This window comes from Vibrio sp. 10N.286.48.F5 (assembly GCF_041469785.1).
GTDB classification, from domain to species: domain Bacteria; phylum Pseudomonadota; class Gammaproteobacteria; order Enterobacterales; family Vibrionaceae; genus Vibrio; species Vibrio crassostreae_C.
In genome coordinates, this window is record NZ_JBFRLG010000022.1 from 112,734 (window position 1) to 134,418 (window position 21,685).

At 43.3% G+C, this 21,685-nt stretch carries 15 protein-coding genes; 9 read left to right on the forward strand and 6 right to left on the reverse strand.

The window, feature by feature from the left end; genetic code table 11:
• Nucleotides 1–68: 68 nt before the first annotated feature.
• The 7 genes from AB4185_RS13795 to AB4185_RS13825 all read left to right on the forward strand — a co-directional run bounded on the left by AB4185_RS13795 (nucleotide 69) and on the right by AB4185_RS13825 (nucleotide 9,219).
• Nucleotides 69–1,808, forward strand: a complete 1,740-nt coding sequence (locus AB4185_RS13795) for a bifunctional UDP-sugar hydrolase/5'-nucleotidase (protein WP_372135556.1) — start codon at nucleotides 69–71, stop codon at nucleotides 1,806–1,808.
• 574 nt (nucleotides 1,809–2,382) lie between these two features.
• Entirely contained in the window at nucleotides 2,383–3,384 is a 1,002-nt protein-coding gene (locus AB4185_RS13800) for a TerC/Alx family metal homeostasis membrane protein (protein WP_017059813.1), read from the forward strand.
• A gap of 313 nt (nucleotides 3,385–3,697) precedes the next feature.
• Entirely contained in the window at nucleotides 3,698–3,886 is a 189-nt protein-coding gene (locus AB4185_RS13805) for a hypothetical protein (protein ID WP_017059812.1), read from the forward strand.
• A 175-nt stretch (nucleotides 3,887–4,061) separates the two neighbouring features.
• Nucleotides 4,062–4,802 (forward strand): DUF1223 domain-containing protein, encoded by a 741-nt coding sequence (locus tag AB4185_RS13810; protein WP_372135557.1) that lies wholly within the window; start codon nucleotides 4,062–4,064, stop codon nucleotides 4,800–4,802.
• Nucleotides 4,803–5,003: 201 nt separating this feature from the next.
• Nucleotides 5,004–6,293 carry a DEAD/DEAH box helicase gene (locus AB4185_RS13815; RefSeq protein ID WP_017059810.1) on the forward strand — a complete coding sequence of 430 codons (1,290 nt, stop codon included), beginning with the start codon at nucleotides 5,004–5,006 and terminating at the stop codon, nucleotides 6,291–6,293.
• A gap of 214 nt (nucleotides 6,294–6,507) precedes the next feature.
• Complete coding sequence (locus AB4185_RS13820; RefSeq protein WP_372135558.1) at nucleotides 6,508–8,226, forward strand: autotransporter assembly complex family protein; 1,719 nt, start codon at nucleotides 6,508–6,510, stop codon at nucleotides 8,224–8,226.
• A gap of 228 nt (nucleotides 8,227–8,454) precedes the next feature.
• Nucleotides 8,455–9,219, forward strand: coding sequence for an aspartate/glutamate racemase family protein (locus tag AB4185_RS13825; RefSeq protein WP_372135559.1), 765 nt, complete (start codon nucleotides 8,455–8,457; stop codon nucleotides 9,217–9,219).
• Between the two features lie 103 nt (nucleotides 9,220–9,322).
• Here the strand turns inward: AB4185_RS13825 and AB4185_RS13830 are convergent, their stop codons facing one another.
• The 6 genes from AB4185_RS13830 to AB4185_RS13855 form a co-directional block, all read right to left on the reverse strand.
• Nucleotides 9,323–10,780 (reverse strand): phospholipase D family protein, encoded by a 1,458-nt coding sequence (locus AB4185_RS13830; protein ID WP_372135560.1) that lies wholly within the window; start codon nucleotides 10,778–10,780, stop codon nucleotides 9,323–9,325.
• An 84-nt stretch (nucleotides 10,781–10,864) separates the two neighbouring features.
• Nucleotides 10,865–12,979, reverse strand: a complete 2,115-nt coding sequence (locus tag AB4185_RS13835) for a carboxylesterase family protein (protein ID WP_372135561.1) — start codon at nucleotides 12,977–12,979, stop codon at nucleotides 10,865–10,867.
• A 213-nt stretch (nucleotides 12,980–13,192) separates the two neighbouring features.
• Nucleotides 13,193–14,851: a hypothetical protein gene (locus AB4185_RS13840; RefSeq protein ID WP_372106882.1), complete on the reverse strand. Its 1,659-nt coding sequence runs from the start codon at nucleotides 14,849–14,851 to the stop codon at nucleotides 13,193–13,195.
• 326 nt (nucleotides 14,852–15,177) lie between these two features.
• On the reverse strand, nucleotides 15,178–16,533 hold the full coding sequence (locus AB4185_RS13845; RefSeq protein WP_102427946.1) for an FUSC family protein: 1,356 nt from the start codon (nucleotides 16,531–16,533) through the stop codon (nucleotides 15,178–15,180).
• Nucleotides 16,534–16,542: 9 nt separating this feature from the next.
• Entirely contained in the window at nucleotides 16,543–17,409 is an 867-nt protein-coding gene (locus AB4185_RS13850) for an HlyD family secretion protein (RefSeq protein ID WP_017059803.1), read from the reverse strand.
• A 10-nt stretch (nucleotides 17,410–17,419) separates the two neighbouring features.
• Nucleotides 17,420–17,632, reverse strand: coding sequence for a DUF1656 domain-containing protein (locus tag AB4185_RS13855; RefSeq protein ID WP_017059802.1), 213 nt, complete (start codon nucleotides 17,630–17,632; stop codon nucleotides 17,420–17,422).
• A gap of 471 nt (nucleotides 17,633–18,103) precedes the next feature.
• Here AB4185_RS13855 and aspT point away from each other — a divergent pair, with 471 nt between their 5' ends.
• A complete protein-coding gene (gene aspT / locus AB4185_RS13860; protein ID WP_372102593.1) occupies nucleotides 18,104–19,819 on the forward strand; it encodes an aspartate-alanine antiporter in 1,716 nt (571 codons plus the stop codon).
• A 151-nt stretch (nucleotides 19,820–19,970) separates the two neighbouring features.
• A complete protein-coding gene (locus AB4185_RS13865) occupies nucleotides 19,971–21,569 on the forward strand; it encodes a bifunctional aspartate transaminase/aspartate 4-decarboxylase (protein ID WP_372135562.1) in 1,599 nt (532 codons plus the stop codon).
• Nucleotides 21,570–21,685 lie beyond the last annotated feature (116 nt).

A 21,685-nucleotide genomic window follows, 5' to 3' on the forward strand; every position in this document is an offset into this window, starting at 1 on the left:
GTTTCATAAAATTCACGATTCTGTCATGATTCTCGACCTAGTATGAAGGGACAAAGAGAGAAGAAAATATGACTAAAAAGAATAAGCCGACAAAAATAGTGTTGGCACACATCAACGACACCCACTCATACTTTGAACCAACCTCGTTACAGCTATCAGTTAAAATGAACAACCACATCATTGAACCTTATGTCAGTGCTGGTGGCTTTGCTCGAATTTCAACACGCTTCAAACAAATAGAACAAGATGCCCAGCGTCAGAAGGTTGGAACCTTGTTCTTGCACGCTGGTGACTGCTTCCAAGGCACGTTGTACTTTTCCTTATTCAAGGGAAAAGCCAATGCCGATTTGTTGAATGCCCTTAATATAGATGCCATGACGCTCGGTAATCACGAGTTAGACATGGGTAATGAGCCCGTTGCGATTTTCGCGAAAAGAATCAAATTCCCGCTGTTGGCCGGTAACTGGAATCTATCGAATGAGGATATCAATAAAACTCATACGCTAGCGGACAACGACATTGTTAAGCCTTATCGGCCTGAAACACGAAGTGCTTCTTTTATAACGAAAGAGTTTGATGGCGAGAAGGTCGCAATATTCGGCTTAAGCATCGACAAGATGGCAGGCATCGCTAACCCAGATATCGATACACCGTTTGAAAATGCTTTGGAAACAGCAAAAGCGACCATTGAGCAAATCCATCAAGCAGGTATCAACAAGATTGTGTTACTTAGCCATCTTGGTTACGAAGCTGATTTAGAGTTAGCAGCCAACGTAACAGGTATTGGTGTCATCGTTGGTGGTCATAGTCATCGCTTACAAGGTGATTTCTCTGATATCGGCTTAGTTAAAGATGATGAATACGGTGTGAAAATTGGCGATACCTATGTTGTGCAAGCGGGTTTCCACGCCATGAGCTTAGGACACTGCGAAATCGAGTTCGATTCTCAAGGCAAAGTGACGCACTTCAATGGTAAAAACGAACTGTTATTAGGCCGTCGACTCTTTATAGACGCGAAACTGAGTGAGGTAGGGCAAGACGATGCCCACGATATGGCGTGTGAGTTTTTAAACAATCACCCTAATATTGCAGTGTGTAAGAAAGATCCTGAGCTGCAGAGCATTCTGACGGATAAATACCAGCCGCGAGTTCGAAAGCTTCAGCAACAAGTGATTGCTCATGCAGACACTAAACTTCGCCATGTACGTATTCCAGATGCTAAAGGCCCGAGTCAACTAGCCCCCTTGGTTGCTCAATCATTTCACCATCTAATGAACAAGAAAGGGCATCAGGTTGACTTTGCCATTCACAACGCCGGTGGTGTAAGAAATTCACTGAACAGCGGCGATGTCTCTGTTGCCGATATTGCCGGAAAACTACTACCGTTTGCCGTACCTATTGGTGTGTATGAAGTAAAAGGTGAAACGATCGCTGGCATGCTTGAAGGTGCAATCAATAACGCGATTGATAATGGTGTCGTGGGCACAGGTTCAGGTAGCTTTCCTTATACACATAATTTGAGGTTTTGTTACCACAAAGAAGCGCCTATAGGACACAGGATTCACCATCTAGAAATTCACTCTGATGATTCAGGTTGGCAAGCTGTTTCTCGCAACCGTATTTACCGGGGCGCGTCGTCAGCCTATACAATGAAAGGCAAAGAGGGCTATAACGCTGTGTTGGATATGATCGGTGATGGCACGGTCACCACTGACTCTATGGCAGACTGCTTCATCGAGTTTCTGCAAGACCACCCAGAGTCGCTTCAACTCAATGAACCGTTGAATTGCATGGAGTGTTTTAGATAACTAAAGCTGATACTGATATTTAACACTATTACTTTGGGTTATTTATAAAATTGGCATTGTTTATGCTTTATCTCTGCAGGTCGCCTTCTTGTGGAGATATGCATGGATAAGAAAGATTGGTTAGATGCGGTAGCGGTTGTCGGTTGGGTATCAGTTTGGTCAGCGTTAGTGTATTTAATACCTGCCGCAGGGCTGTAAATTGCTCTTTTTGCAACTTCATTACGCAGTGCAATAGTGTGTTTGACTTGCGAATTTATTCTTAGAATCAATTCGCGTGTCTATTTGACAAAGTGGCATCAATCAGAAAGGAGCGTTTGCTCCTTTTTTGCTTTTTCCGTGCAAATTTATATAGACGAAACACAACCAGAGGATTATTATCCACGCGTTTGGGGAGTAGTTAGCGCAAGTTTACATATCGTCATCTCGTTAGGCCAAGAGTCTATCCGGTATGTAAAAGTGAAATCCCATATTTCACTTCAACGAGACCAACGCAATCACAGTCAAGATCCGTAATGGAGCTTGATATGCTTTGTTTGCGGAAGGTCTTTGTACAGTTCTTCCGCCCGGAGGAATAATGAACTCAACTCAATCTCTATTATCTACAAATAGTGAATCCTTTTTTTCATCGCCAATCATGACGACTTATGCGGGCTTTTTCCTGCTAACGGTTATTCTCGTCTCTATTGATATCTATCAGACTCGTGGCGGTAACGTTACTATCAAGAAAGCGGCAATCTGGAGTGTTTTCTGGTTTGTACTTGCGTTTTTGTTTGCTGGCTCGATTTACCTATTTTGGGACATTTATGCGCCGAACAGTGACTACACAGCGCAAAAAGCAACCGTGTCATTCATTACGGGTTACTTGTTAGAAAAATCCCTTAGCGTAGACAACTTGTTTGTTTTTGCGATGATCTTTGCTCAATACCAAGTTCCTGAGCATCTAAGACCTCGTGCGCTTCTTTGGGGCGTAATTGGTGCATTGGTGCTTCGTGCAATTATGATCGCACTAGGCGCACAGCTATTGGCGGAATATCACTGGGTGCTTTACGTGTTCGCTGCGTTCTTGATTGGTACAGGTATTAAGCTGGCATTAGACAAGGGCGAAGAGGAGAGTGTGAATACTCTGCCTGAAAAGCTACTTCGTAAAGTGATGCCGGTAACAGAGGACTTCCATGGCCCTGCATTAATGGTTAAACAGGGGGCTAAATGGGCATTCACTCCAATGATGTTGGTCATCGGTGCGATCGCAGTCATGGACGTGATGTTTGCATTAGACTCTATCCCTGCGATCTTTGCGGTAACACAAGAACCGTTCTTGGTACTTGCGGCTAACGTGTTTGCGTTACTTGGTCTTCGCTCGTTGTATTTTGTACTGCAAGGTATGATGGACAAGTTCATCTATTTGAAACCCGCGCTTTCATTCATCATGGTGTTCATTGGTGTGAAAATGCTTCTGGTTGATAGCGAGTGGGCTATCCCAACTTACTGGTCATTGGCGGTATTGGTTTCTACGATGACGATTGCGGTTATAGCGTCGGTTTATGCGAAGAAGCCAGGCATTGAACAAGTAAATTAAAAACAAATATAACTTATCGAAAAGTCGATAATGAACACGTGGCTGATGAAGTGGAAAATTTATTTATGTAAATTTTCTGTGACATTGGCCACTGTTGTTTGCGGGGTATTTGTACTAAATGCATGATTTAAACACTATATTGAATTTGTACTCACATAATCTGCATATCTATTTTGTGGCATTGTTAATGTTTTGTTTTATTAGAAAAACTAATCCCAAAATCTAATTTTAGTCATTTTTTAACCTGCAAAAGATCACCTATTATTCTTGTCATCAGAACGAAACACATTAATAAATTTATAGAGAGGCAATCATGGCTCAAGCAGTACAAATGAATACTATCGCTGTTCCTAACTCTATGGATAAGAAAACCTACTCGGTTAACTTCAAAGGATTGATTGCACACATTTTCGATATTCTTTTCGTAGACAACTCTCCACGTAGTTACTACGCAAGCGACCTATCTGGTCACATGCAACGCGATATCGGTATTAACCGTTAATCTCAGCGTTAACATGTAAATATAGAATTTTAAGAAAACGCCAGCTTCTAAAGCTGGCGTTTTTGTATCTGAAATAAACTCAATCTCTTCGTAAACTAAGCACCTGAAAGAAAAACCTAGGCATAACGGTCTGTATTTGAGCGCCATTCAATTCGCTTTGTACAAGGATCTCGGTATGTCACACGCCAAACGCAATTCATCATTGATTAAACTTTGTTTATTTGCCTTACCGATCGGCTTCTATTCCTCAGTGTCGCTTGCACAAACCTGGAGTAATGAAGGCCAGCCCGCACAGGTTATCGAGCTCTTCACCTCTGAAGGTTGTTCAAGTTGTCCACCTGCTGATCAGTACCTCAGTACTTTTGAAGACCATCCAAAACTTTGGGCACAAGTTATTCCGCTTGCCTATCACGTCGATTATTGGGATTACTTAGGTTGGGGCGACAAGTTCGCGAGTAAGGCGTTCAGTCAGAAGCAACGACTGTATAAAGCTTACGGCTTAACAAGTGGGGTTTACACGCCGGGCTTTGTTGTCGATGGAAAAGAGTGGCGCGGTTACTTTAACTGGTTAGACAGAACGTTACCTTCTCTTAAACAACAAAATAACCCCAAGCTAACGGTCAACCATAAAGGCGATACGTTCAGCGTAAGTTACGAAGGCAAAGGTGATTATGTGGCACATATCGCTCTATTGGCGATGAACGAAGTCACAAGTGTAAAAGCTGGTGAAAACAGAGGTAAGAAGTTAGAGCATGATTTTGTCGTAGTGTACGATGGCTACCAACGTGGTGAATCTGAGTGGCAATTCAATGTGGACTTTGATCCGCTAGTCGCTACACCAGACGCAGTCGCTGTTTGGTTAACCGAGCCGAATTCGTATGCACCGGAACAAACGGTAGCAGGTTGGCTGAACTAACTGCAACCCACGACAATTGTGTAGCTGGAATACTCTTAGACGAAGTTGGTACGGCGAGTATCGAGGTTCTCACATCGATAACTTCGCGTCTGACGGATATTAATCAGTGAAATAGAAGCGAAAGGGCGATTTAGTTACGTAATACTGCTGAAATACGTTAATATAGCGCGCTATTATTTTAGCTTTGAGTTCCTGCAATTAATGACTAACACCACTACACCAACCAACTTCTCTGATCTTGGCTTAATCTCTCCTTTGATGGCTCGTTTATCTGAGCTTGAATACCAACAGCCAACGCCTATCCAAGCGCAAGTTATTCCAAGTGTGTTAGCAGGACGCGATTTAATTGCAGGCGCAAATACCGGTTCAGGTAAAACCGCAGCATTTGCACTTCCACTGTTACAAAAGATTCATGAAGATGCCCCTCTGGACCGTCGTTCAGGCAAAGGTAACTTTGTTTCTGGCCTTATCTTGGTTCCTACTCGTGAACTTGCTAAGCAAGTGGCTGACAGCGTTAAATCTTACGCTGTGCATTTCAATGGCGCGATTAAAACGGTTTGTGTGTTTGGTGGTGTATCGGTAAACACTCAAATGCAGGCGCTACGTGGCGGCACTGATATCTTGGTGGCAACACCGGGTCGTCTGCTTGACCTTATTTCAAGCAACGCTATCAAGTTAGACAAAGTGAAAACGTTAGTGCTTGATGAAGCTGACCGAATGCTAAGCCTAGGTTTTACCGAAGAACTTGATGCAATCTTGAAGCTCTTGCCGAGCAAAAAACAAACCTTGTTGTTCTCTGCAACTTTCCCAGAGCAAGTTAAAACGCTGACTCACGAACTTCTAAGCGATCCAATTGAAGTTCAACTTCAAAGTGCCAATGCGAGCACACTGGTTCAACGTGTATTCGAAGTAGAAAAAGGTCGCAAGACAGCGTTACTCGCACACCTAATTCAACAACATGAATGGCGCCAAGCTCTGATCTTCGTTAATGCGAAGAACAGCTGTGAGCACCTAGCAGACAAGCTTTACAAGCGCGGTATCATCGCAGAAGTATTCCACGGCGATAAAGGGCAAGGTTCACGTACTCGTATCCTAGAAGATTTCAAATCTGGCGAGATTGACGTTCTGATCGCGACAGACATCGCGGCACGTGGTCTGGATATTGAGAAGCTTCCAGTGGTAATCAACTTTGACTTACCGCGTAGCCCGTCAGACTACATGCACCGTATCGGCCGAAGTGGTCGTGCAGGTGAAGTTGGTCTTGCGTTATCTCTGATCGATCACGAAGATTACCACCACTTCAAAATCATCGAGAAGAAGAACAAGATTCGTCTTGAGCGTGAGCAAATTGAAGGCTTTGAAGTGGATGAAGAAGCGACAGCTGAACTGATCGCAGCACTAAAACCTGTTGCGCCACCGGCCGGTACTGGCAAGAAGAAAAAGAAGAAGAAAGCTCCAAAAAACCAAGATGTGTGGCTGAACAACAACTGATCTTGAGTCAGCAAGCCATATAAATCAATAAGTAATAGACATTCAAAAGGTGCTTAATTGCGCCTTTTTTGTGTCTGTAGGGCTGGGATTTGAGTCGTTAATAAACGACTGTTGCAGTGTTAAACAACCCGATAAGCCGTTCGAAGGATAGCGTCCTCCATAAGAGATTCGGCGATTTAACGCTTTGCTCATAACCTGTTCGGGTTTTGAGCAATTGGGTAACCGCGTGAAGACCTCGATTAAACAATTAGTGCTGGCCACTTCATTTTTCCTGTTTACCCAACACTCTTCTAGTGCTGCTGAATTTGAGGTTAAAGGGGTTAATAAAACTCTCACCGAAAATGTAGAATTATATTTAGAACCTTTAGCCGATGTTCCTGCATCACAGCTATCGAAAACGAAGCTATCTAAACGTATTCAAGATGCACTCAACCCTTATGGTTATTATCACCCACAGCTCGATATCGACCTCAATGATTCTGATAACGTGATCATTAACATCGATTCTGGTCCTGTCATGCGCATCGCAGAATCGATAGTAAAAATAACAGGTGAAGCTAGCCTAGATGCGGAGTTCATCAATATACTCAATCAAAGCAAGTTAGGCTCAGGTTTAACTTTGTCTCACCAAGAATATGACCAAACTAAGCGTGCGATTTTCTCTTTAGCAAAGCGGAAAGGTTATTTTGACGGCAGGTTTATCGAGTCAAAGATTGAAGTTATTCCTAGCGAGAACATCGCGAATATACACTTGTATTTTGCAAGTGGTCCACGCTACAAGTTCGGTTCTATAAGTATTCCTGATGATGGGGTTGACCCTACTCGTATCGAGAAAATACCCACCTTTAAAAAAGATGATGACTTTGACACCATCAAGTTAGGTGAACTGCAATCTGATTTGTCAGACACTCAATGGTTTCGAAGTGTCATCGTACATGGTGACTTTGACAAACTTGATGACAACCTAGAAGTTCCAATTGAAATCATTGCCGAGCCAAGTTCTCGAAATATCGTGCAGGTCGGTGGCGGCTATTCTACAGATCTCGGTTTACGCGCCTCTCTCAGTTGGTCAAAGCCTTGGTATAACCGGAGAGGCCACAGCTTTGAAACACAGACATATTTGTCTGAACAGGAGCAATCACTTCAGTTGGGGTACAAAATCCCCACAGAGAAAGTCACAACGGATTACTTTGGTATTCAGTTTGAATCGAAACGAATTGATCATCGAGACACCAATAGCTTTACAAACGATCTTAAGTTCGAACGTTACTGGCAATTAGACAGTGATTGGCAAAGCACCATTTATGTCAAATACTTGCACGAACAGTACCGTCAGGCGTCTGAGGAAGAGCAATCGCAATTGCTGTTACCTGGCATCAGTTTTTCTCAGGTTGATCGTAAAAATGATCAGTTGGAGCTCAATCATCGACACATCTATTCTGTCGAGTATTCTGACCCTAGTCTGTTCTCTGACTCAAGGCTGTTGCGGTTGGAAGGAAACAGTGTCCTTTCATGGGATATTAGTGACAGGCAGAAGCTCCATTTCCGCTCCAACGTAGGCATCAACATTGCCAAATCATTATCTGATGTGCCGTCGTCACTGCGGTATTTTGCTGGTGGCGATGGAAACCTGCGAGGTTATGGTTACGAATCTATCTCCCCTAGAGACGAGAATGGTGAACTAACGGGGGCACGTTATATGTTAACTGCTGGGCTCGAATATCAGCATCAAGTCTATCGTTCAATTTGGTTGGGCGCATTTCTTGATGTGGGTGATGCATTTGATCAACAAGCGGATTGGAAGCGTGGGACGGGCGTGAGTTTGATTTGGAACTCACAGTTAATGCCAGTTAAGCTCGATTTTGCTTACGGCTTAGATGCGCCTGAAGGCGACGAATTTCGTATTCATTTTTCCTTTGGTACTCAATTCTGATTTTTGTACGCTGTTTATGCACTCGCGAGGATGCGAACCATCTAATAGGATTCAAGTAAATCGAAAGAGCGTAATAACCTTTGTGCTTTAGCAAACACAAAGGTAAAAACAATGAAAAAGCTACGATTCGGTGTATTTGGTAATATGGGCCCTGAAGCAGATGCTCTGTTCCAAGATATCGTCGCCAAGAAAGAAATTGAACACGGCGCACTTAAAGACTAAGACCACATGGCCATGATAGTGGTGAAAAACTCAGATATCCCCGATCGATCTGAAGTGATTAACGAAGGCGGTACCGATCCTGTGCCTGAACTGATTGAGTCAGCGTGCATTTTAGAACATGCCAATGTTAAGTTTGGCGTAATGACCTGTAACACCGCTCATTACTTTAGACCTGAGGTTCAAAAGCACACCAACGTTTATATCGTCGACATGCTTCAAACCACCGTTGATCAAATCAAAGAGCAGAACTCTGAATCTGTTGTTGGTATTTTATGTACCAACGGCACATACAATTCGGGAATCTATGATCGTTACCTAACGGACGCGAATCTGGTGTTCGTTAAGCCAGATTCCTTTGAGCAAGAGCATAACGTGCATAGTGCTATCTATGGTGAAGTAACCGGTGAGATGACAGAGTGTGGACAAGCAATCCGAGAAACCAACGGGATCAAAGCGGGCGAGTTTGAGCGTAATGCCGCACTGCTTGCTGTAGCGATTCAATGCATCGTAGAGAAGGGCGTTGATACGGTTATTTTGGGATGTACTGAACTTCCTCTGGTTAGAAACCAACTTGAGACCGCATTTCCAACCATTACTTTTATTGATCCTATGGAAGCGGTAGCTGAACGTGTTGTCGATATCTATCGACTCGCAGAACAGTATGTGGAGCGTGGACATGTGGATTACGACATTAACAATGTTGATTCGATCTTCACGACGCTTGATATGGTGAACTATGTAGCGAACAGAGCGATGACTTGTCGCCCGTAAGCTAAGATACGCTTATGTGAAACACGAAAAAGCCGCGAACGTGACGCGGCTTTTTTGCATTTGGACTGGAGAAAATTAAAAATTAAGATTCGAAGCTGAACACTTAAAGCTCGAACTCGCCATTCATTTTTCGAAATAACCAATCAGGTACCTTGTTCCATGAACTGTAGTTCGGGTTCTTAGTATGGATTTGTTCCTCTGAAGCCCAGATGGTGTCACCTGATTGTTCTCGCGACACAGCCCAGAACAACTCCTCTTTCTGACGTGTTAAGTAGTGTGTCACTTGCTTCGCAAACTCTTCACTGTCAACCAACACCCCAAACTCAACGTTGAGAAAGTCTGATCTTGGATCGAAGTTAGAAGAGCCAATATAGGTGACACGCTCATCTAAAATTACTGTCTTGTTGTGGTAGTAGGTATCAACATGAAAGTAGTGATCATCATTGATCGCTTGGCTTTTGTACTCATAGATACTTACGCCCTTGTCGAGTAGAGTCTCACGGTGTTTTTCGTAATACGCAGGCACAAAGCCCGAATCATTAGAAGCCGATGAATTCGTCAGTAAGGTGACTTCGGCTTCGCTCTCTCTAAGTGCATCGACGAATACAAACTTGTTATCGCTTGGCACCATATAAGGCGTAGAAATAATAACCTTAGAAGGTGTCGGTACTTTTTGCTTCATCAAGTGTTCAATACGTTGGCGAAAGTAGGGCTTGTTGTCATTGAGTTTCTCCAGTGAGTCAAATACCGGCGTGACAGAGGCTGAAATGAACTTCGGTTGGTTTAAGCTCTTTATCTGCCTTTCGACTTCAGACGTGATCAATGCTTGATTCTTTTCACCTTTGTTCAACGCTTTGGTGAACGCTTGGTATTGCTCTTTCTCTTTGATTTTAATACGTTCTTGAATTGGCACTACATGCTCACTGTTCCACAACGCTTGGTAGTTTCGGTCGAAAGCAGCAATCACGTCGCCTTTAAACAGCACATCCATATCAAAGAAGTTGGCACTTTCGCTGTAGCCAAAGTAGTCATCACCGATGTTGCGCCCACCGAGGATCATCGATTGGTGATCAACGTTAAAGTATTTCTCATGCAGCCGATTATCTAACTGTTTTTGATGAGTAGAGAAGTTGAGCGCACGACCAATCCAGCCAGCTTTACGTGACTCAAAAGGGTTGAACAGTCGAATCTCAATATTGACGTGTGAGTCCAACTCCGCAAGCCATTTGTCATTGAATACCAACAAGTCATCCAGTGTGAGGCGCACGGCCACATCGCGGTCAGCGGCGTGTTTCAGCTCGTTTAACAGCATCAGACCCAGAGTGTCGTTTTCCCAAGAGAAGTAAGTCATATCAATCGAGTGTTTTGCTTGGCGAACCAGATCAATGCGGCGCGCAAAGGCTTCAGGCGCACTCGGGATCAAATAGACTTCGGCTTGATGTTCTGTGCTTTGCCAGTTAGCTTCGAAGTCAGGTTCAACATCGGGGTAAGGTTGGGCACATCCTGTGACCAAAGCAATCAACATTATTGTGCATGCTGTTTTTAGTTTGCTAAGTGTCATAACTAACCTGCGTTTAAACATAAAATTTGGATATAGAAACGGCCAGCGAGCTGGCCGTTAAAGTAGGAAGGGTGTTGAATATGTTTAGTTTAGGTACCAGTCCCAAGGCATAAGACCTTGCTCTGCTAGACCCGTTAAGCGACCTTCACGAAGCTTAGGATCAACACCTGGGTTTGTGACATAGTCCCAGTCGAAGGTAGTGCTGTTGTCGCTGAATCCTGCACCATCAATGACAAGCACATTGTCGGTAGCATCGCTGTACTGGTAGCTCTGGAACAATTCATCGCTAAACCAAAGACGCGACATTTCGTTCATAAGGGCTTTATCTTTGCTTGATGGATTTACTTCGCTTCCATCAAAACGTACAGCTTTGTTGAACATAAATGGCAGTTCTGAACCGTTACATGCACCGCTGATGCAACCAATCGTTTTGAATAGATCAATGATTGGCAGTTGGTCGTATTCGCCCGTTTCTTCATTTAGACCTGTTTTATAGTTCCACATGTTAAAGCTTGGTTTGTGCTCAAAGTGGTATAGCGTTGCTTCTACTCCGCTGTTTACTGCCATGTGACGAGCTGGACCATTGAACAAGGTGTCATTTAGCAAGGTTGTAAATTGCTTCATGTTGTCAAGAGCGCCACCAAAGCTAGATTCTGAGTTAGGGTAGAAATCAGTTAGAGCCAGAATATCTTGGGTTTGCTGGTGGCTAGTGATCTCAACAATGTCGACCAAGCAACCTACGGTACCCGCAATATCGTTGGTATCAATGCATCCAGTCATTTCAAGTAGATCACCTTCTAGCTTGGCACCATAAAATAAGCCCGTTACTGCGCTGTACGCACTGCTTGGCAATACAAGATCTGCTGAAACTTCATCACTTGCTTGCTCAGATAGTTTTTGTTGCAGAAGAACGATGTTGTTTTCATCTTCTAACCAGTTAACCATAGCTAGAGCTAGCTTTGTTGGATCTTCGTTAGTAAGCAGTTCAGGTTCATCATTTGTTAATAACTCGATGACCGTCGGGATTAAGAACGTAGCGCTAAATAGCATGCCAAAGCTGTTCGCTTCATGTGCATTTTCACCTAGGACAGTTGGTACTGATAAGCCTGCTTGCGTTGGTGATTTTGCTGATTCTCTACAGCTACCAAGGAAAGTTTCTTCACACAATATGTAAGGAGCATAAGGCATCAGGTTTGACATTGGCGTCTCATCTGCGGCTGGGCTCAGAATTGGGATTTGCAAAGAACCTAACAACCAATTTTTTAGCTGTTCAATACCATCCAAAGCTGTTTCTTGCGACGCCATGATCTCGTCGACCGAAGTGTCTGCATCAAAGTTATTGTTGCGGCTCTTAGCAACGTCATAACTTGGATACTCGAACCCATAAGGGTTGCTTTGCATGATGGCACGTTGGAAATATTGACCTGCGATATCGTCATCTTGCTGCAAGAAACCGATAGACATAGCACCTGAGCCTTGACCCATAACGGTTACGTTTTGAGCGTTACCACCGAAGTCAGCGATATTGTTATGTACCCACTCTAAGGCGCGCTTCTGGTCACCTAGACCATAATTGCCATCTTTGTTCGCGCCTTTAATCCATTGAGTACCTAACTGACCAAGACGGTAGTTCAAGTTTACATAGATGAAAGGCTTACCATCGTCGCTTCCTTGAGCAACCACCGTATCACCTTGGATGAGCGGCTCTGCACCAGAACCGTATTCGAAATCACCACCGTGAATGAATACATAAACCGGTAGTTCTGCGTCAGCATCTACGCCTACTGGACGCCAAATGTTCAGATTCAAACAGTCTTCAGATGTGTTCTGTGAAACGGTCTTCAATTGAGGACAAGCATCACCAAACGACGTTGCTTCAACAATGCCTTCTGAATTGATCAGTTCAGTTAAATCGACAGGATTGCTGTGTTCAAAACGCTCTGCATCGGCAAACTTAATGCCTTTAAAAGACTCAACAGAAGCCAGTTTATCGTCTTCGGTATTAGATGTAACAACCAGCTCTTCTTTGGTCGCAGTAATCATCACATCGCCGATTTGAGTGGTAAAGGTTTCTGAAGGTGCTGGAATTAAAGGTTCAGGTTTATCAGGGAAAGGAACCGTTGGTTGGCTATCGTCGCCACAGCCTATAAGGGCAGTAGCAATAGACAATGCGATAAGTGAGCGGTATGCAATATTCATATTTAATTTTCCACAATAATATTCGGTATAGTTACGATCAAACGCACTTGTATCGACAATCCTGCAGTTCCATTGGGTATTGCGCTCCATCTATGGAGCATCGACATGGCATATATTTGAGTTGTCATCTTGCTGGACGACTGAGCTTCAGAGGCTCGTATGAAAATATCGCTCTAACGAATCTATATTCACAATAGAGCGATGGTTTGACCGTTAGAATCGGTAGCCAAGGTTCAATGTCACAGCCGAACGAGTTTCGCCTTTGTTGTACAACATGGTCATGTTGTAGTTTTTGCCGATCTGCTTGTTAACACCTGTTAGGAATGCCCACTGGTCGATATCGACGCCAACGTCATAATCAAATTCGATGTCGTCGGTTTTTACGGTGCCTTGCATACGTGAATTTAAACCTTGGTATTCAGCACCCACGAAAAACTGAGCTCGATAATCGACTAATTGGTAACCCAGCATGGGTTGAACCGTCACAATGCCATCACCCCAATCATCCAACCCTTTCAGGCGTGTTTGTGAATAGGTACCTGTGACTGAGGCAAAGAACTCTTTGTAACCAACAGATAATGTGGTGCCCGCGCCGCGTAAGTCATATTCAAGATGAAGTGGTACATTCAAACGACCACTGTTACATAAGGCAGAGACACCTTCGCAAAGTGCGTTACCTAGCCCTGGCAATTTGTTATTGAGCTTGTCTTTTAAGTATTCACCTGCGGCGCCGGTATAAGAGGCGTCAATATTCGCATCAACGTTTACCTTTCCTACGTACCCGAATACATTCCAGAATGGCAAGATATTTACGTCGCCGCGTATCGAAACACTTTCCGCTTTGACCGTCGCAACACTGTCTTCCGGGTCAAATAAATCATTCAAGCGCACTCCACCAATCACGTAATCTGTCATGGGTATATCCATATCTTGATTGCGATAAGCCACTGATACGCCGAATGGAAGGGGTAAATCGATACCTTGACGACGCACCATGTCACCCATTAAAGGGAATACTCGATCTAACTTAACACTCGCTTCTTGCATACGAGGATCTGAAACTTCTTTTAGACGCTCTTCATGCAGGACATTAACGCCGTTGTCGTCTTCATAAATTGCGACGGGTTCAGTTACAGCGCTCATGGTCATCGGTTTCGTTTTAGACGTACCCTCGATGTTAGTTGTCTTACGTTCAATAACGACTTTACCAGAGTCTAACGTTTGGAAATCAATCACTTGGTAATAGGTATCGACTTTTGACTTACCAAGATTAAATGGCTTGTCGTTGGTGATTACCATGCGTTTTGGTGTGCCGCCTACAAGTTCAATATCAACATTCAAGAAACGGAAATAGGCGATGTCTTGTGGTAAGCCGTATTTCGAATAGTTGAAGCTAATGGTCACGTCGCCGTTGTCTTTTTCATTGACTTTCACTGACGATGGATCGAAGCTTTCTGCATAATTTCTTAGTCGATACTCAGTGCGCGTAAACTCTTCAATTTCATCGATCAGTTTTTCGTTTTCATCCAGCTCTTGCGGGTTGTATTTGATGCGCAGGTCGATGTTGCCTTTGCTGTCTGTGTTTTTTATCAGATAGACGCTTGAGTCACGAACCTCATCGCCAATTTGTATGGTTCGATGTGCGTGTTCAACTAGGTGTTCGCCCTGTACGAGCGAACTGATTGCTAGCTTTGGTAAATCATGACTGATGCCATATTTGTCAAATAGTGCTCGACCTTTTTCCATAACTTCGCTGTAAGTCTTGGTTTCTGCCGCAGACGCAAAATTGGGGGTGGTAAGTAATAGGGCGCTCGCTAACACAGAAAGAGTATGGGTCTTACAGGCGCTGGTGCGTATTTCAAAAAAACTCATGACGGTTTCCACGCTGAGTGGCCTCAAACCTTCGAGACTCAAACAGTCGATGTAATACTGAACGTCGTGTTCAGTTGTTATGTATTTATCCGTTAGGATTGCTAGTGTGAATGTCGCGACTAAAAATGCATTGCGTCAATCAATGAGAGGATTTTAAGAGGAGGTGGCAGATCGCGTTAATCGCTTTTGATGGACGCTATCCTCACTTAGTAATAATTAGCGTTAATCAATTGATTTATAATGATTTTCAATAGATAAAAAAACGGCCTGTGAAGTAAAAATACTTGGCAGACCGTTTTGTTGTGAGTTGTTAAGCGCATTTAGTTCTAAGCAGTTACCCTCACTCTAAATAGATCAGTAAACAACTTCGCTATCATCAGAATAATCAAAATGTTTACGAGCATCAAAAGTGGCGTTTCAATTCCATAAACAGGTGTGAGGTTGAGCGCACCAGATGTGAGAACAACTAATAAGTTAATACCCAATATTCGGTGTACCATGAGCTTAGGTGTCGCGAACACTTTCCATATCACCATAATGTTAAGGAAGTAGAATAGTCCCAGCTCCCATAGTTCTGTCATTAATGGCATCACAAAGATGTATTGCAACAGAACCACCGACCCTGTACCCAACACACCATAAAAAGCGTCCTTAATAACGCTTGGTGGCATGGTCGGCACCATAGAAGAGAATACACCGGCTAACATAGGAAATATGAAACCACCTGGAACTGGAAGATAAATCCAAATCAACAGCGATGTGATAAACATCGACACGCCTTGCAGCACTTTGCGCCCATCTTCATTCAAATGTTCAACAAACGTGCGATGTGCATGATGCCAAGACACGTCTTTATGATCACCTATGACATTGAGTTCACCCTCAACAAGAGATTGTTCTGGTGTTAATACATCGAACGTCTTCAAGTTGTGAGTAAGAACTGCCCATTGGATATCTAAGTCTGATTCGCTGTTACTTTGTTTGAGTAATGTATCTTGGATATGTGCCATTTCATCGATACGCAAGCGCCATGTTTGGATGTTCTCTTTAAGGTGGTAGCTTCCGGTCAGTGGCAGATCTAAAAGTTGATACAGCTTATCAATATTCGCGGTGTTGCTTTCAAGTGCGGCAATGTCGATGTTGTCTGTTTTTTCCATCGCATCTAACAACGCTTGTTTACTGGTTTCGAAACGTTGTACAAAGTTGAGTTCAGTATTCACAGGCCACACGATGCGATACACAATAGAGAACACAACAACACCTAATAGTGTTTCTTGAAGTCTAAGTACAGCAAAGTGAAAGGTGGTTTGGTTATCAAACCCGCCCATACAAGCAACAATCGAACACACGGTAAATCCTATTGAAAAGATGTAGCCGTATTTCTCGTCACTAGACATGAAAATACAAGTGCCTAAGAACACGGTAAGAAATGTTAGAAACAAAAATCGATCTTGTGAAAACATCGCAATGAGGAAAAAGGCATAACCGGTCCCTAACAAGGTTCCCATTAACCGGTTATGGCCTTTGTTTATTGAATGGGCGAAGCTCTCGTTCAATGCCATCACTGCGACGGCTATCGCAGCCCAATACGGTTTTTCCCAACCAAACCACAACGCTAGGCAGATTGCGATAACGATAGAGAGTGCGACTTTAATCGCGTCTTTAGTCGATGCAGTGAACATAAGAATCACCTAGCTATTTTTGATTATTTTGATCGAGGCAGTCATACCAACACGCAGTTGTACGTCTTCTGGTATTTTGTCTAACTTCACTTTGATAGGGATGCGTTGAGCTAGGCGTATCCATTGGAAGTTTGGATTCACGTTTGGCAATAAATCATTACCTGTGCTGCCGTCTTGCTTCGCGATACCAAAACCAATACTTTTGATATGTCCTTCTAGCTGAACATTGTTGTGCATCATTAAGGTCACATAAGCAGTGTCCTGAGCATCGACACCGACTAAATCAGTCTCTTTGAAATAACCTTCAATCCAGAAGCTATCTTCATCAATTAGCGCAACCACAGGTGAATTCGCGACAACTTGAGAGCCAACACGTAGGTTCAGATTGGTGATATAGCCGTTAGTAGGCGCATATACCTTGGTGTACTCAAGGTTGAGATGTGCTTCTTCTACGTTCGCTTTTGCCAGTTCGACATTTGCGGCGCTGGTTTCTACCGCGTTGTTCAAGTTGTTTAGTGTCAGCACGGGCACGGCACCGGGCGTTCTTTTCTCTAAATTCAACGCGCGTTGCTCTTCGTTTTTGGCTTTGGCGAGTAGGGCAAATGCTTGTTTTTGAGTCGCAAGTGCTTTTCTGTAGGTCGCCTTGTAAATACTCGGATCGATCTCAAAAAGAAGATCGCCTTTTTTTACCTTCGAGTTGTCTTCGACATGCACTTCAATGACTTGACCCGTGACTCGAGGTGTAATCGAGACGATATAAGCGCTGACTTGTCCGTCTCTGGTCCATGGGTTACTTGAGTACGACTGGTAATAGCTATAAACCACAGTTCCCGCAGCAGCCAATAATAAAAGTGTGATGAGATAACGTTTGATCACAGTAAGTGCCTCAAAAAATGGTAATAAAATGGCCGATAGCGCCAGTAAAAATCACGATCAAGCTCAGTTCTGCTATTGCAGGAAAGGCGACGTACTTATGAAGGCCAAACCGTGTCGCGATTGACCCTGTTAGCATTGTCAGTATGTAAGCCAGTGCGATAACCAATAACAGCGGTGGGAAGTAGACTTCATCCCACACAAGCTCATGCGGCATGGTATTCATGGTTCTGTTCTCTATTTGTTTGATGAATGCAACGATAACGGAGTTCGATTTATTGTGATAATCGCTTATAGAGGATCGTACCCATCAAAATCCAACTTTATTCGGTGATTATGCCAACTGCCTCTTTGTTGAGAGCCGTAAGCCAGTAAAACAACGGTAGGTAGGTTGTCGTTCTTGAAGTGGAAACACTTAATTGAAATTGATTTCGAAAATCATCTACTTTTGCCGATTTAATATAAATCTATTTAAACCAATCACTTAAGGTGTAAATTGCACTTCAAAAACTATGCGAACAGTTAAAGTGATGATTTGATCCATCAAATGGGATTACATAATAAAACCTTTTGTTCTTAATATTCGGTTCGAAGCAACGAGATGCTTTATTTATTTTGAATAATCCAACAAATATCATTATTAAGTTATTAGTTAGATTATTTACTCCTTATATTTAGTAACAAGAGTAAATTTGTCATGGACATTATTTCTAATCTGTTTGACATGGCACCATTTGTCGCACTATTTATTACACTCTCATTGGGTTATATGGTTGGTAAAATTACTATCGGCCGATTTGTTTTAGGCGGTGTGGCCGGAACATTATTAATGGGCGTAATTATTGGGCAATTTGGTGTTCAGATTGATCCCGGCGTAAAAAGTATTTTCTTTGCGCTCTTTATTTATGCTGTGGGTTATCAAGGCGGCGCACAATTCTTTAAAGCGCTTAACTTTAGAACCATCAACATTCTGTTGTCTGCGGTTGTTATGACGGTTTCAGGCTTATTGTGTGTACTTGCCGCTGCGTGGTTGTTTGACTTAGATAGAGGTACTGCTGCGGGCCTAGCTGCCGGTGGTTTAACTCAGTCTGCGATCATTGGTACTGCAGGCGATGCGATCGCCCGTTTGGGTGGTGTGCCTGAAGAAGCCAAACATCTGATGCAAACTAACGTTGCTGTAGGTTACGCTGTAACATACATCTTTGGTTCATTAGGTCCAATCTTGATGGTGACTTGGGTATTCCCTACGTTGATGAAGTGGGACATTCGCTCTGAAGCAATTGCGTTAGAGGAGAAAAATTCTAACGGTAAACGTGATTTGGCAGATGGCGAATTTAACGCAGTCACAGCTCTAGTGACACGTGCTTTTAAAGTCACTCACGACGATAAACTGGTTGGAAAAACACTCGCGCAATTGAATCAATCATCACTTGCTGCGTGTATCGAACTTATTGAACGCGACGGAAAAGAGCTGAGTGCAGACAAGTTCACAGCACTTAAAGCGGGCGACCTTGTTGTGGTTACCGGCCGTAGAAATGCGGTTCATGAGCTACAGAGCAAGGCGCAAAGTAATGAAGTCGCATTACCGGAAAGCTATGAAGTTATTGAAGAAAATCGTCAACTTATCGCTGACAATCGCAAACTGATTGGTCGTTCGCTAAGAGAGATCAAAGATAGCTCAAATCAACGTTCGTTCCGTGGTGTGTATGTTACAGACTACATGCGTGCTGGTGCTTCAGTCGCCATTACTGATGATCTGATTGTTCAGAAAAACGACGTTATTCAATTAACAGGCACCGCACAAGACATCAACCGAGTTGAAAAACACATCGGTAAGCGTATGGGCTCAGCAACCATGACTGATTTCATCGTACTGGGTTTTGGTATGGTGTTGGGCCTTCTTATCGGCTTAATCAGTTTCAAGATTGCAGGTATTCCAGTAACGATTGGATCTGGTGCAGGTTGTTTGATCTCTGGTTTGCTTGTTGGTTGGTTACGTAGCCGAAACCCACATGTGGCTCAGTTCCCTGCGGGTGCAGCAAACTTTATTCGTGACTTTGGTTTAGCAGCATTTGTTGGCATCGTTGGCCTCCAAGCGGGCCCTCAAGCAGTTGATACCATAAAAGAACATGGTATGTCGCTTCTGTTCTTGGGTATGGCGGTCACCATCATTCCACAGATTATTTCATTCTTTTTCTCGTACTTTGTATTGAAGATAAAGAACCCAGTAGAAGCGTTAGGTTGTGTGACTGGTGGTCGAAGTGCAAACCCAGCGTTCGCTGCATTGATGGAAAAAACAGGCAACGCAACGCCAGTATTCTCTTTCACTGTGACTTACGCCGTAGCCAACGTGTTACTGACTCTATGGGGACCAATTATCGTCGGCATTATTACCGTTAATGCGGGTATGTAATTAAAACCTACAACTCATTATAGATTTAAAAAATCATCAACTTATTAACAGACCTACCCAATCAAAAATAGGGTAGGCCTGAATAATCACGCTTAAGTAAAACACTTTATTTAATTACAAGTGTTTAATATTAAATTATTAGGTAAATATTATGACTACACAAAATACAACTATCGACTTTTCAAAATTCGCTGATTTAAGCCCATTTGAATTAAAAGACAAATTAATTGAAGTTGCTCAAGCAGTGCCAGATCGTGCTTTACTAGACGCAGGTCGTGGTAATCCAAACTTCCTAGCAACATTGCCACGTAAAGCATTTATTCGCTTGGGTGAATTTGCAGTAATGGAAGCGGAACGTAACTACGCTTACCTCGGTGGTGATTTCGGTGGTATCCCTGATGGCGTGGGTATCGTTGAGCGTTTCGATACGTTTACTAAAGAATACTCAAACGACAAAGGTGTTCAGTTCATCGAGCGCGCACTAAGCTACGCAAAAGATCGTCTAGGCATCCAAAAACAAGCGTTCCTAAACGAACTCGTTCTTGCTTACCTAGCGTGTAACTACCCAGTACCACCACGTATGTTGACTAACATTGAGAAAGTGGTGAAGCAGTACATTGCAGAAGAGATGTATGGCCCAGTTCCAATGACCACGGACTTTGACTTGTTCGCAACGGAAGGTGGTACGGCATCAATGACCTACACATTCCAAACGATGTTCAACAATGGTCTATTGAAAAAAGGCGATAAAGTGGCGCTAATTACGCCAATCTTTACCCCTTACCTAGAAATCCCAGAGCTTTCTGAGTACGAACTAGAGATCGTTGAACTGCGTCTTGATGAGACCACTTGGCAGCTACCAATGTCTGAAATCGAGAAACTGGCAGATACAGACATCAAACTACTTTGCGTCGTTAACCCTGCTAATCCAGCATCAGTGAAATTCTCTGACGAGACTCTAGAGAACCTAACAAACTTTGTGAATGAGCAACGCAGTGACCTATTCATCATCACTGATGACGTATACGGTACATTTGCCGATGACTTCGTTTCTCTATTTGCAAAACTACCATACAACACACTTTGTGTTTACTCGTTCTCTAAGTACTTTGGCGCAACAGGCTGGCGTTTAGGTACCATTGGTATCCAACACAAAAACGTATTTGATGACGCACTAAGTTCTTTCAGCGAAGAAAAACAGTGTCAACTTGATGACCGTTACAAAACACTGACTCCAGAGCCACGTGACATTAAGTTCATCGACCGCATCGTTGCGGATAGCCGTAGCGTAGCCTTGAATCACACTGCCGGTCTATCTCTACCGCAACAAGTGCAAATGGCGATGTTTGCTCTAACTTGCCTAATGGACTCAGAAGGTCGCTACAAAGCCGCTTGTAAACGCATCATCCGTGAGCGCTACACAACGCTTTACAAAAACATGGGTGTAGCAATCGAAGAGAACAAAGACCGTGTGGATTACTACACACTACTAGAGCTAGACACGCTAGGTGGCAAACTTTACGGTCAAGAGTTCGTTGAATGGTTCAAAGCAAGCGGTAAAGGTAAAGATTTCTTATTCCGTCTAGCTCACGAAACTGGTGTTATTTTACTACCAGGAAATGGCTTCGATACTGTACATGCGTCGGTTCGCGTATCTTTGGCTAACCTGACTCACCATGAGTACGAACTGATTGGCCGCGCAACTCGCAAGGTATTGGACGAGCACTTCGCTGAGTTTCAAGACGCATAAGTTCGAGTCTGGCTTAGAATCAAATACATGATTTAAAGCCGATGACGTCCAACTCATTAAGAATAAGCCTCGGCGATGTCGAGGCTATTCCGACCAAATAAGCACAGTGGTTAGAT